At 66.2% G+C, this 11,448-nt stretch carries 12 protein-coding genes; 2 read left to right on the forward strand and 10 right to left on the reverse strand.

The features are described from left to right. The 8 genes from ACYPYD_RS14670 to ACYPYD_RS14705 all read right to left on the reverse strand — a co-directional run. Positions 1-316: META domain-containing protein (locus ACYPYD_RS14670; protein ID WP_459663867.1), on the reverse strand; the 316-nt coding region annotated here is incomplete at its 3' end. A gap of 147 nt (positions 317-463) precedes the next feature. After that, positions 464-1,297 (reverse strand): TrmH family RNA methyltransferase, encoded by an 834-nt coding sequence (locus ACYPYD_RS14675; RefSeq protein WP_459663869.1) that lies wholly within the window; start codon positions 1,295-1,297, stop codon positions 464-466. Continuing rightward, a complete protein-coding gene (locus ACYPYD_RS14680) occupies positions 1,294-1,572 on the reverse strand; it encodes an HPr family phosphocarrier protein (RefSeq protein WP_285018468.1) in 279 nt (92 codons plus the stop codon). Before ACYPYD_RS14680 ends, ACYPYD_RS14675 begins: the two co-directional genes overlap by 4 nt. After that, positions 1,569-1,973, reverse strand: a complete 405-nt coding sequence (locus ACYPYD_RS14685; RefSeq protein ID WP_008829470.1) for a PTS sugar transporter subunit IIA — start codon at positions 1,971-1,973, stop codon at positions 1,569-1,571. The genes ACYPYD_RS14680 and ACYPYD_RS14685 overlap by 4 nt, the downstream gene beginning before the upstream one ends. A 48-nt stretch (positions 1,974-2,021) precedes the next feature. Next, on the reverse strand, positions 2,022-2,939 hold the full coding sequence (gene rapZ, locus ACYPYD_RS14690; RefSeq protein ID WP_036524610.1) for an RNase adapter RapZ: 918 nt from the start codon (positions 2,937-2,939) through the stop codon (positions 2,022-2,024). A 70-nt stretch (positions 2,940-3,009) separates the two neighbouring features. After that, positions 3,010-3,435 (reverse strand): HPr kinase/phosphorylase, encoded by a 426-nt coding sequence (locus ACYPYD_RS14695; RefSeq protein ID WP_459663872.1) that lies wholly within the window; start codon positions 3,433-3,435, stop codon positions 3,010-3,012. Continuing rightward, the gene (locus tag ACYPYD_RS14700) at positions 3,432-5,003 is read right to left on the reverse strand and encodes a sensor histidine kinase (protein ID WP_459663873.1); all 1,572 of its coding nucleotides are present in this window, start codon (positions 5,001-5,003) and stop codon (positions 3,432-3,434) included. The genes ACYPYD_RS14695 and ACYPYD_RS14700 overlap by 4 nt, the downstream gene beginning before the upstream one ends. After that, on the reverse strand, positions 4,996-5,778 hold the full coding sequence (locus tag ACYPYD_RS14705) for a response regulator transcription factor (protein WP_459663874.1): 783 nt from the start codon (positions 5,776-5,778) through the stop codon (positions 4,996-4,998). Before ACYPYD_RS14705 ends, ACYPYD_RS14700 begins: the two co-directional genes overlap by 8 nt. A gap of 235 nt (positions 5,779-6,013) precedes the next feature. On the opposite strand from ACYPYD_RS14705, the gene ACYPYD_RS14710 reads away from it, so the two are divergent. After that, entirely contained in the window at positions 6,014-7,618 is a 1,605-nt protein-coding gene (locus tag ACYPYD_RS14710; protein WP_036524618.1) for a phosphoenolpyruvate carboxykinase, read from the forward strand. A gap of 94 nt (positions 7,619-7,712) precedes the next feature. Here the strand turns inward: ACYPYD_RS14710 and ACYPYD_RS14715 are convergent, their stop codons facing one another. Further along, positions 7,713-8,717: an MlaA family lipoprotein gene (locus ACYPYD_RS14715; RefSeq protein WP_459663875.1), complete on the reverse strand. Its 1,005-nt coding sequence runs from the start codon at positions 8,715-8,717 to the stop codon at positions 7,713-7,715. A 368-nt stretch (positions 8,718-9,085) separates the two neighbouring features. Between ACYPYD_RS14715 and ACYPYD_RS14720 the strand changes: the two genes are divergently transcribed. Further along, positions 9,086-9,439: a hypothetical protein gene (locus ACYPYD_RS14720; protein WP_008829463.1), complete on the forward strand. Its 354-nt coding sequence runs from the start codon at positions 9,086-9,088 to the stop codon at positions 9,437-9,439. A gap of 45 nt (positions 9,440-9,484) precedes the next feature. On the opposite strand, the gene ACYPYD_RS14725 is transcribed toward ACYPYD_RS14720, so the two are convergent. Further along, positions 9,485-11,320 carry a DUF885 domain-containing protein gene (locus ACYPYD_RS14725; protein WP_459663877.1) on the reverse strand — a complete coding sequence of 612 codons (1,836 nt, stop codon included), beginning with the start codon at positions 11,318-11,320 and terminating at the stop codon, positions 9,485-9,487. Positions 11,321-11,448 lie beyond the last annotated feature (128 nt).

The following is an 11,448-nucleotide window of genomic DNA, read 5'->3' on the forward strand; positions in this document are numbered from 1 at the left end:
AGTCCACCGCGCGCGTAAGTTCGGCGGTGTGGCCACTTGACTTTAGGATCATGCGCTTGCCCTCTACGGTTACACGCGGCGTTGCGGCGAGCAGGGCGCTGACGGCATTGCCCTGTTCCCACGAGGCACTTGGGCAGACGGCTTCGGTCTGGTCGAAAGGCCCGGCGATCAGGCGTTCCGCCTCCATCCGCCAAGGTCCTTTGAGCTGGTTGCAGCCGACCTGCACCAGAAGGTGCTCGCCTTCGAACGTGACTTGAGCGCTAGCGTCCTCAGGGGCGCGGCCATCGATCGCGGCGAAGTGCCATTGGCTGCCCACCCAGTTTTCTCCCGCAGGACCGCGCTGGGTGAGGTGCCCCGCGTCGGAGCATCCAGCCAGCAGGAGCGGACAGAGAAGGAGGGCGAGTCGTCGCATCACCCATCGAGTCTTACGCCCGAGAGGTGAGGATGGGATGAACGTGGAGCTTCAGGATCTCCGCAGATGCGCGAGGGCCTCGTAGGCAAGCACCGCACCCGCGACGGCGGCGTTCAGGCTGTCGGCGCGGCCCAGCATCGGCATGGTGACGCGCAGGTCGCAGGCTTGCTCGTAATCGGCCGGAAGCCCCTGCGATTCGTTGCCGACCATGAGGAAGCACGGCGTAGCATAAGGCGCCTGCCGATAGTCGGTCGGGTCACGCAGCGAGGCTGCAACCAGTTGGCCATCACCGCCGCGCAGCCAGTCCTGGAATTCCTCCCAGCGCGCGATGGCGATCTTCTGGGTAAAGATCGCGCCCATGCTGGCGCGTACCGCCTCGACCGAGAACGGATCGGCGCAATCGTCGATGAGGATGAGGCCGCCCGCACCCACGGCGTCGCCGGTCCGCAGCATTGTGCCGAGATTGCCCGGATCGCGCAGGGCCTGCGCCACCAGCCAGATCGGCGAACTGGCTCGGTCGAGGTTCGCGAGGCGCGTGTCGAATTCGGCGAAGACGCCCGCGACGGCCTGCGGATTATCCTTGCCGGTGACTTTGGCCAGGATTTCCACGTCCATCTCGACGATCTCTCCGCCCGCCGCCGCGACGGCGGTTTCGAGCGCATCGAGCAGCGGATGCGGATCGCGGCCGATGGCCATGACCAGCATCTCCGGCAGCACGCCGCATTCGCGCGCGTCGGTGAGCAGGCGCAGGCCTTCCGCCAGAAAGCGCTTCTCGCGCTTGCGGTGCTTCTTGTCGCGAAGCGAGCGCAGGAACTTGACGAGGGGATTGGAAAAGCCGGTGATCGTGCGGCGTTCGATGCCGCCCGGCGAATAGGGGGTGCTCACTCTTCGCCAAAGCCGTCGCGTACCAGACCCGCCAGAACCGCCAGCGCGGCGTCGGCGCCGTTGCCTGAACAGGCGATTTCGATGGTGTCGCCCTTGGCCGCACCGAGCATCATCAGGCCGAGGATCGAGCCGCCTTCAGCGGACATTCCGTCCTTGCTGACCGTCACCGAAACCCCGCCCGGCAGATCGGCGACGTGGCCTACGAACTTGGCGCTGGCGCGGGCGTGGAGGCCGCGCTTGTTGACGATCAGCACCGAATCGCGAAAGTCGCTCATGCGTCCTGACCCAGATATTCGCTGGCGATCGTGATGTAGTTGCGGCCCGCATCCCGCGCGGCGGCGACCGCTTCGCGCACCGGCATGCAGCCGCGCGCCTTGGCGAGGCGGATCAGCATCGGCAGGTTGATCCCGGCGATCACTTCGACCTTGCCCGCCTGCATCAGCGAGATCGCGAGGTTGGAAGGCGTACCGCCGAACAGGTCGGTGAGGACGATCACGCCTTCGCCGCTGTCCACCTTTTCAATGGCGTCGGCGATTTCGGAGCGGCGGCGTTCCATGTCGTCGTTCGGGCCGATACAGACGGTCTCGACATCGGCCTGATCGCCGACGACGTGTTCCATCGCGTGTACGAACTCCTCGGCGAGATTGCCGTGAGTAACCAGAATCATGCCGATCATGCCGGGAGTGCGCTCCGAAATTCCTGCAATCGCACCCGGTTCATGTCTCTATTTTCCACGCCGCAGACCCCCTTCGAGAAGATCCGCCGCCCGTGAGCCCAGGTTGCGGTGCAGCAATGTGGGCGAAAATCCCGATTGACGCAAGACCGCTGCGATCTGTTCTGCGGTGAATACCGAACGATGTTTCCCTCCGGTACAGCCGAAGGCGATGTGGACATAGGCTTTGCCCTGTGCCCGGTAGCGGGGAAGCAGCAGGAGGATGAGATCGCGGATGCGGGCGAAGGCCTCGTCCCAGGCCGGGTCCTTGCGGATATAGTCGCCTACAGGCGCGTCCTGCCCCGTCTGAGGGCGCAGTTCGGTGTCCCAGTGCGGGTTGTCGAGAAAGCGCATGTCGAAGACGAGGTCGGCGACTGGCGGCATCCCGCGAGAGAAACCGAAGCTGGAGACGGTGACGGTGAGTTCGTCGGCGGTGCTCTCGGCGAAACGCTCGCGAATCGACCGCTGCAGGTCGTTCGAGGTGAATTCGGTGGTCTCGATCAGCAGGTCCGCCCAGCGGCGCAGCGGCGCCAGCAGTTCGCGTTCCGCCCGGATGCCGGTGGAGACCGGCGCGTCGGCGGCGAGAGCATGGCGGCGGCGCGTTTCGTTGTAGCGTCGTTCGAGTTCCTTGCTGGAGCAGTCGAGGAACATCGTGGTGATTTCGAGGTCGCGGCGTTCGCTGAGGCTTTTGACCTGCGCGATCACGCGCTCGGGATCGAAGCCGCGGGTGCGCGAATCGAAACCGATGGCGAGCGGCGTGGGATCGCCTTCGGGGGCGCCGTCGATGAGCGCTTCGAGCATGCGGACCGGGAAATTGTCGACGATTTCCCAGCCAAGGTCTTCCAGCACGCGCAAGGCCGTCGTCTTGCCCGCACCCAGCATGCCCGTAACCAGCAGCAAGCGCTGCGGATTTCCCACTTTAGTCCCCATCGTCGCTATCTGCGCCTTGCCGCCGGGAAAGGGAAGGGGCCAAAAGGGCGTCCCCGCCGTGCGAGGGGCTTTATACAGGCAGCCCGTAGCGTTGCAGGGCGAGTTCCGCCTTGATCGCGAGCACCGGGTCGTGTGGTGCAAGGCGGATGAGGGGCGCCTCGACGCCGCCGATTGCGATGCTCTCAGCCTTTTCGATGTAGCGCGGTGCGGAGCTGTCGAGATGCAGGACGAGCGCGACCGCGACTTTCTCGGTGCAGTCGTGCGGGACCAGCCCGAGGTTGCGGACTTCCAGCAGGCCGCGTGTGTGGGGGTGGGGGCTGGCGAAGAGCCATCCGTCGCGAGCTTCGAGCATCACGGAGTCGTCACCGACCAGCATTGCGCCCCGGTCGATCAGGGCCAGCGCAAGGCTGGATTTTCCCGAGCCCGGAGCGCCTTCGATCAGGATGGCGCGGTTGCCGATGGCAACGCAGGTCGATTGCCGGGCTTCGGCGCTCATGCCTCGTTCTCCCAGCGCGGCAGGGAGATGACCAGCCGTGCGCCGGGCTGGCCGTCGGTGCGGTCGGTGGCGATCAGGCGGCCGAAGTGGGCTTCCACGATGGTGCGCGCGATGGCGAGGCCGAGGCCGCTGTGGGTGCCGAATTCCTCGCGGGAGGGGCGCAGCGAGTGGAAGCGTTCGAACACGCGTTCGCGCGATGCTTCGGGAATGCCGGGTCCGTGGTCGGCGACGGCGATCTTCACGCGGTTGTCGATGTGCGACAGGGTGATCTCGATCGGGCCGTCCGGGGGTGAGAACGACACGGCATTGTCGATGAGGTTCTGCAGGACGCGTTCGAGGCGCGGCGGGTCGCCGGGGACGGTCAGTTCGGCATCCTCGATCGTCACGGTGACCGGGCTGGAGCCGTTGACGCCGCGCTGGTCGCGTTCGGCGACGAGGTTCTGGACGAGGCGGCCCATGTCCAGCGGCTCGAACGTGGTGCGGCTGAGCTGGGCGTCGATGCGGCTTGCGTCCGCGATCTCGGTTACGAGGAAGTCGATCCGGCGCACGTCGTCCTGCGCGATGCCGAGGAGCTGGCGGCGCAAGTCGGGCTGGTCGACCCGGTCGAGCGTTTCCAGCGCACTGCGCAGGGAGGTCAGGGGGTTCTTGAGTTCGTGGGCGACGTCGGCGGCGAAGCTCTCGACCGCGTCGATGCGCTGGCGCAGGGCGCCGCTCATGTCGGAGATGGCGCGGGCGAGAAGACCGATCTCGTCGCGGCGATCGGGCAGGCGCGGGACGATGACGCTGCGGTCGCGGCCGAGGCGCACGCGCACGGCGGCGCGCACCAGCTTGCGCAGCGGCTCGACGATGGTGCGGGCGAGGAACAGCGAGAGCAGGATCGAGACGCCCAGCGCGCCGCCGACGATGATGGCGAGCGTCTGGCGCGCCATGCGCACGTTCTCGGTGATGTCGCGGGCGTTGCGGGTCACCAGCAGCGCGGAACCGTCGGTGCCGACGGGGGTGGCGGCGATGATGACGGGGGTGCGGTCGGGAGCGGCCTTGTGGTTGATCCAGGTTTCCCGGCCGACCAAAGCTGCGCGGACTTCGGGCCAGCCGCGCGCGCTGGTGTCGGTCGGGTCGCGGTAATCGGCGATTTCCGGGGCGCCGAGGATGAAGTCCATCCCCCGGTCGAGCATTCGCGCGGCGTCCTGCAACCAGGGTTCGGAGGCCGGGTCGATCAGGCGATAGGAGGGCGGGGCCAGCGTGAAGCTGTCGCCTACGAGTTCGCCACGGCTGTCGAACAGACGCAGGCGCAGATCCTGCTCCGTGCCGATGCGGGTGATCAGCGTGAGCCGACCGGCGGAACTTTCGTCGGCAAGCGCGTCGGCGGTGATCTCCGCCTCGGACTTGGCGAGCCGGTAGCGCTCGGCGAGCAGTTCGTTGCGATAGCTGTCGATATAGAACAGGCTGCCGGCCATCAGGGCGAGGGCGATGAAGTTGACCGCGAGGATGCGCGCGGTCAGCGATACGCGCCAGGACAGGAGCAATCGCACCGGCCGCCGCCGGCGGGAGCGGGATCGCTCAGCCATCGGCGAAGGAGTAGCCGGCGCCGTAGAGCGTGTCGATCGCGCCGAATTCGGGATCGACGGCGCGGAACTTGCGGCGCAGGCGCTTGATGTGGCTGTCGATGGTCCGGTCGTCCACGTAGACGTCGTCGCTGTAGGCGGCGTCCATCAGCTGGTTGCGGCTTTTCACGACGCCCGGGCGCAACGCCAGGGCTTCGAGGATCAGGAATTCGGTGACGGTGAGCGAGACGGGCTTGCCGTCCCAGGTGACCTGATGCCGCGCCGGATCGAGCGCAAGCCTGCCGCGCAAGACGGGTTCGGGCATGTCTGCCCCGGAGGCTTCCTCGGGCGGCGCCTTGGCCAGTTCGCTGCGGCGCAGGATGGCCCGGATGCGCGCGACGAGCAGGCGCTGGCTGAAGGGCTTGGCGATGTAGTCGTCGGCGCCCATCGCAAGGCCCAGCGCCTCGTCCGGCTCCTCGTCCTTGGACGTCAGGAAGATCACCGGAAGCGACGACTGCGCGCGTAGCACTTTGAGCAATTCGAGGCCGTCCATGCGCGGCATCTTCACGTCGAAGATCGCCAGGTCGGGCGGGTTCTCGAGGAGAGCCTTCAGCGCCGTTTCGCCGTCCGCGTAGACGCGCGTGGCGAAACCTTCGGCATGAAGGCTGATCGACAAGGTGGTGAGGATGTTGCGGTCGTCATCGACGAGCGCGATCGTCTGCTGGCGCGGCGTGACGGCAGGAGCCACGGGCGGCAGGAGCGGCGTATCGTCGGCAGGAGCATTCAAAGGATCTGCCATGGGCGCGGCGACGGTGCTTTCTGCTGCATGGGCGAGCCTGACTAGCGGCTCTGTCTGCGCATGGCAAATTCTCGCGGTGCGGGGACTAAATGTCAGGTCCAACAACCCTTGATGGTTTCAATTGAAGTCAATTTGACGGAAAAGAGACTGCCGCTTATTCGGCGGCACGATTCTTGCGCAGGAATCGACTTAGCGTCAGCGGGAATACCCGTAGCGACGCCATCTTTTGGAGGAGATGACATTGACCACCCTTAACCATCCGCTCTCGAAACAGGGCATAGAGACGAAGGCCCAGATCTTCGCGAACCTCGGTACGGCCCCTCTGGTCGAGCATGCGGTGAAGAACGGGGAGGGCGTGCTTTCGGCCGATGGTCCCTTCGTCGTCGCCACGGGCAAGCACACCGGCCGCTCGGCGAAGGACAAGTTCATCGTCAAGGACGCCGAGACGGAAGGCACCGTATGGTGGGGCAAGACCAACGTGCCGATGACGCCGGAGCACTTCGCGGCGCTCAAGGAGGATTTCCTCGCGGCGCTGGGTGAGAAGGACACGCTCTACGTCGCCGACCTGTTCGGCGGTTCGCAGCCGGAACACCGCGTCAACGTGCGCGTGATCAACGAGTTCGCGTGGCACAACCTGTTCATCCGCACCCTGCTGGTGCGTCCGACCGCGACCGAGCTGGAGGGCTTCGCGCCGGAATACACCATCATCGACCTGCCGAGCTTCCGCGCCGATCCCGCGCGCCACGGCTCGCGTTCGGAAACGGTGATCGCGGTGAACTTCACCGAGAAGCTGATCCTGATCGGCGGCACCGCCTATGCGGGCGAGATGAAGAAGTCGGTCTTCGGCATCCTCAACTACCTGCTGCCGGTGAAGGGCGTGATGCCGATGCACTGCTCGGCCAACATCGGCCCGGACGGCGATACGGCGGTGTTCTTCGGGCTTTCGGGCACCGGCAAGACCACGCTTTCGGCCGACGCCTCGCGCACGCTGATCGGCGATGACGAGCATGGCTGGTCGGACACCGCCGTGTTCAACTTCGAGGGTGGCTGCTACGCCAAGATGATCCGCCTGTCCGAAGAGGCCGAGCCGGAAATCTACGCCACCACCCGCCGCTTCGGCACGGTGCTGGAGAACGTCGTGATCGACCCGGTGACCCGCAAGATCGACCTCGACGACAACTCGTTGGCGGAGAACAGCCGCGGTTCCTATCCGATCGACTTCATTCCGAACTGCTCGGAGAAGAACCTCGGGCCGGTGCCGCAGAACCTGATCTTCCTCACGGCCGACGCTTACGGCGTGCTGCCTCCGATCGCGCGGCTGACGCCCGATCAGGCGATGTATCACTTCCTCTCGGGCTACACCGCGCGCGTCGCGGGCACCGAAATCGGCGTGACCGAGCCGGAAGCGACGTTCTCGACGTGCTTCGGCGCGCCGTTCATGCCGCGTCATCCCTCGGTCTACGGCAATCTCCTCAAGGAGCGCATCGCCAAGGGCGGCGTGAAGTGCTGGCTGGTGAATACCGGCTGGTCGGGCGGCAAGGCGACCATGGAAGGCATCAAGCGCATGCCGATCAAGGCGACCCGCGCGCTGCTCAATGCCGCGCTCGACGGCAGCCTGAACGATGCCGAGTTCCGGGAAGACCCGAACTTCGGCTTCGAGGTTCCGGTGGCGGTGCCGGGCGTCGATACCAAGCTGCTCGACCCGCGCGGTGCGTGGGCTGACGGCGCGGAGTACGACAAGACCGCGCAGACGCTGGTGAAGCAGTTCATCGACAACTTCGAGCAGTTCGAAGAGCACGTCGACGAGGGCGTCCGCAAGGCGGCTCCCGTCGCAGCCTGAGGCTGGCTCGACAGTATTAAGAAAACCCCCGGGGTTGCGATCCCGGGGGTTTTGAAAATAACGATGACGAGTGCGGGCTTTGGGGTCAGGACCTTTAGGGCTGCACGGTTTCCGGGACGATGAGCGGCGCTGCAGTTTCCGGCGTCTTTGCCTCCGGAACGGTGCTCTCGGCCGCCGGCGCTTGTGGGGCCAATTCCTTCGAAGGCTTCGCCTTGCCCCCTGCCGTGTTCATGCCCGGGCCGTAGACCGGCACGACGTCCGGCGTGACCCGCCCGTGCAGCGCGTCGATCTCGGCCTTGCGTTGGCGCAGGTAAAGTTCACGGTATGTCGTGTAAGGGTCGTCTTCCTTACGGATGCTGTTGATTTCCTCATCGAAGGCAGCGCGTTCGCCTAGTTGGTCGAGGATGACCGAAGGGGTCGCCACCACCGGCTTGTTGAAAGGACTACCCACCACCACGGGCAGGAATGCCTTGTCCACGGTATCGCCTATCACGTCGCGCAGCGTGGTCGGGCCGATGATCGGCAGATAGAAGAACGGCCCCGGGCCGATCCCGTAATACCCGAGGAGATCGGCGAATCCGTTGGGGCGGTAAGGCAGATTGAACGGCTTGCGCTTGGCCATGTCGACGAGGCCTGCCACGCCGATCGTGCTGTTGATCGCGAAGCGGCCCGCCGTTTCCGCGGCTTTCCCGGGCTTGAGCTCCAGCAGATACGCGATGAACACCACCGGTTCGCCGAGATTCGAGAAGAAATTGCGCAGGCCCTGCCGCACGGGCTTGGGGAGCCCCTTGTTGTAGGCCTTGGCGACGGGTTCGATCACGGCCGCATCGACGGCCTGAGTCACCGCGAACGACTGGATGTTGATCTTTTCCAGGGGATCGCCGGGAGGCGCCCGTCTGCGGCGGGTGACGACGATGTCCGGTCCGGTATCGGTGCCAACGGCGTCCGGGACGGTCGGTGCCACGGCGGGAGGCACGATGATTGGCGCATCGCCGGGTATCGCGATGGTGCCGCTAGTCGCAGGCGGCGATATCGGCACATCGGTCGGGACACCTTCTATTGGCAGGCCCGTCGGCGGGACGGTGTCGGCGGCCGGCATAGCGCTGTCGGACGTTGTGGCGGGCTGCGATACGGGAACTGGCCCCCCGCCCGTCTGAACACCGGCTTCGGGGGCGACGGCACTTATCATCACCGCGACAGCGGCGGCAGTGAGGCTCATGAACTAGTCCTTGCCAGCAGACACTACGAGGGTGCCTGCGTCATCAATCTACACCACGCCTCAGGCAGCCCCAACCATACTCAAGGTGTATTCGAGCGCTAGGGTGCATCGGGCTATACGTCAATCGCACACCCGGCGCCTCGTCCAACGGATCAGGCAACCGGGCGTCAGGGTGAAGACGCTTTCAAGGCTTTCTTTCCGCACCTCTTCGCCTCATATTTCTATCGTCCATCATTGGAGTGAGACACATGGGACTTTTCGACGGCATTCTCGGTCAGGTCAGCGAACACGCGGACGTGACCAATCTCGCGACGAAGCTGGGGCTCGATCCGGCCGTGGCGGAAAAGGCGATTGCCGCACTCGGCATCGCGCACCAGCAGGACGGTGACACCGCGCAGCTGGCGGCGGAGCGCAGCGGCCTCGACGTGGGCACGATCCAGCAGCTGATCAGCCAGATCGGCGGCGAGGGTTCGCTGACCCAGTTCGCCAGCGCCATCGCCTCCGACCCCGGCAAGGCGGCCAGCTTCTTCGACAAGGACGGCGACGGCAGCGTCATGGACGACCTCGCCGGCATGGCGAAGGGCCTGTTCGGCAAGTCGTGAACCTATCTGCCCTCCCGGATTCCGTCCGGGAGGGCAGCGTACCTACTACTTCTTCTTCGTAGCGATATATTCGCTGACGTTCTGCGCCAGCACGTCGAGCGGCACGTTGCCACCGTCCACGATCGTCTGGTCGTAGTCGCGCAGATCATAGGCCGAGCCCAGCGCATCCTGCGCGCGCTTTCGCTGCGCCACGATCTGCGAGTGGCCCATCTTGTAGCCGCAGGCCTGTCCCGGCCATGAGCAGTAGCGGTCCACCTCGTTGACCACTTCTTCGCGCTTGTTGCCGTTCTTCTCCATGAAGAAGCGCACCGCCTCCTCGCGCGTCCAGCCCTTGGCGTGAAGGCCGGTGTCCACCACCATGCGACAGGCGCGGAACGCCAGCGACTGCAGGTAGCCCAGCCGTCCGACCGGATCGTCGTCATAGGCGCCGAGTTCGTCGGCCAACTGCTCGCCGTAGAGCGCCCAGCCTTCGGAATAGGCGTTGAACGCGAGGATCGAGCGGATCAGTGGCAGGCGGTTGGCGTACTCGCCCTGCCACACGTGGCCGGGGATCGCCTCGTGGTGGACGAGGGTGGGCAGGTCGTACTTGCGATGGAGGTCGGTGGTGCGCAAGTTGATCCACATCTTGCCGGGCACCGTGCCGTCCTTGGAGCCCGCGCCGCCATAGGCGGTCGGTGCGCCGGGCTCTTCGGAGAGCGGCAGGCGGCGGACCTCGACATTGCCGGGCACGAGTTCGCGGAAAGCGCGCGGCATCTGCGCGCGGACCCAGTCGACGCGCTTCTGGATGAAGGCGAGGATTTCGGCGCGGCCGGGGTCGCCCTCGGCGAACATGAAGCGCTTGTCCTCGCCCAGCGCGGTCATCCGGGCGCCGACGGTGCCGGTGGTATAGCCGAGCGACTTGAGGATCGGGTCCATCCGCGCGTGCAACTCTGCGAGTTCCTGCAGGCCGCGCTGGTGGACTTCCTCGGGGGGCACGCGGGTCGTGGTGCTGGCGCGCAGTGCCCAGGCGTAATATTCGGAGCCTTGCGGCCTTTCGCGCATGCCGGGATCGCTCTTCGCGAGCCCGCGCTGGCGCTGGAGTTCGGCAAGCTGGCGCTCCAGCGCAGGCACGACGTCGGCGGCGATGATGCGGCGGGCGTCGGTGGCCCAAGTGCCGCTCATCTTGCCCGTACGCCCGGCGATCGAGGCGGCGAGGCTGCCGCCGTCCTTGCGCGCGTCGGCGATCGTGCTGGTCATCTGCGCGATGGCGCGGTCGAGCAGGAAGTCTGGCGGCACCAGGCCTTTGGCGGCGGCATCGATGATCCGGCCGCGCTCGCCGTCGAGCTGGTCGTCCAGTTGCGACAGGCGCGCGATCCACGCATCGGCGTCGGCAGGCGTGTTGACGGGATGGTCGGCATCGAGGAAGCGCGGGGCGTCGAGGTAGGCGCCGACGTTCTGGATGACGACGTAAGGCGTATTGCGCCAACCGCCCACCGCGACGTCGCCATAAGGCAGCGCGAAACCCTCCAGCGCGGTGGCGAAGGCGCTTTTCACTACGGCGATGCTGGTGCGCGTGGAGTGGTCGAGCCCCTTGGCGTTGAACGCCTCGATCCGGGCGAGGCCCTTGCGCAAGGTGGCGGCATAGGCATCGCGCCCGGCCTGCGAGCGGTCCTCCATGCGCGAACGCAAGGCGTGGTGAGCGCCGGTATCGACTCCGAGCCCGGTGGCGCTTTCGGGCACGTGGTCGAGGAGGCTCCAGGCGATCTCGTCAAGCAGCGCGGCGGCATCGGGCCGCGCGGGAGAAGTCGCGAAAGCGCGGGCCGGCAGGGCAAGGGCGGCGGTTCCGGCGCCAAGCAGGTGCATTGCACCGCGCCGGGAGATCGATTGGGGGGTGTGGTTCATGGCCGAACGATGGCGTCGGGTTCAGCGGGTGTCAAACAGCCGGAGGCATTGCCATTCGTACCCACGCCCGCTCAGCCTGAGCCTGTCGAAGGCCCCGAGGTTGGGCGCTTTGCCTCGGGGCCTTCGAC

The sequence above is a fragment of the Novosphingobium sp. 11B genome, from assembly GCF_054589055.1.

What these genes read in the sequence shown, in the direction of transcription:
- ACYPYD_RS14715 (WP_459663875.1), bottom strand. Translation starts at nt 8,717, where the DNA reads ATGCCGGCCGCCGACACCGTCCCGCCGACGGGCCTGCCAATAGAAGGT.
- ACYPYD_RS14680 (WP_285018468.1), bottom strand. Translation starts at nt 1,572, where the DNA reads ATGAGCGACTTTCGCGATTCGGTGCTGATCGTCAACAAGCGCGGCCTC.
- rapZ (WP_036524610.1), bottom strand. Translation starts at nt 2,939, where the DNA reads ATGGGGACTAAAGTGGGAAATCCGCAGCGCTTGCTGCTGGTTACGGGC.
- ACYPYD_RS14720 (WP_008829463.1), top strand. Translation starts at nt 9,086, where the DNA reads ATGGGACTTTTCGACGGCATTCTCGGTCAGGTCAGCGAACACGCGGAC.
- ACYPYD_RS14700 (WP_459663873.1), bottom strand. Translation starts at nt 5,003, where the DNA reads ATGGCTGAGCGATCCCGCTCCCGCCGGCGGCGGCCGGTGCGATTGCTC.
- ACYPYD_RS14695 (WP_459663872.1), bottom strand. Translation starts at nt 3,435, where the DNA reads ATGAGCGCCGAAGCCCGGCAATCGACCTGCGTTGCCATCGGCAACCGC.
- ACYPYD_RS14705 (WP_459663874.1), bottom strand. Translation starts at nt 5,778, where the DNA reads ATGGCAGATCCTTTGAATGCTCCTGCCGACGATACGCCGCTCCTGCCG.
- ACYPYD_RS14685 (WP_008829470.1), bottom strand. Translation starts at nt 1,973, where the DNA reads ATGATCGGCATGATTCTGGTTACTCACGGCAATCTCGCCGAGGAGTTC.
- ACYPYD_RS14710 (WP_036524618.1), top strand. Translation starts at nt 6,014, where the DNA reads ATGACATTGACCACCCTTAACCATCCGCTCTCGAAACAGGGCATAGAG.
- ACYPYD_RS14725 (WP_459663877.1), bottom strand. Translation starts at nt 11,320, where the DNA reads ATGAACCACACCCCCCAATCGATCTCCCGGCGCGGTGCAATGCACCTG.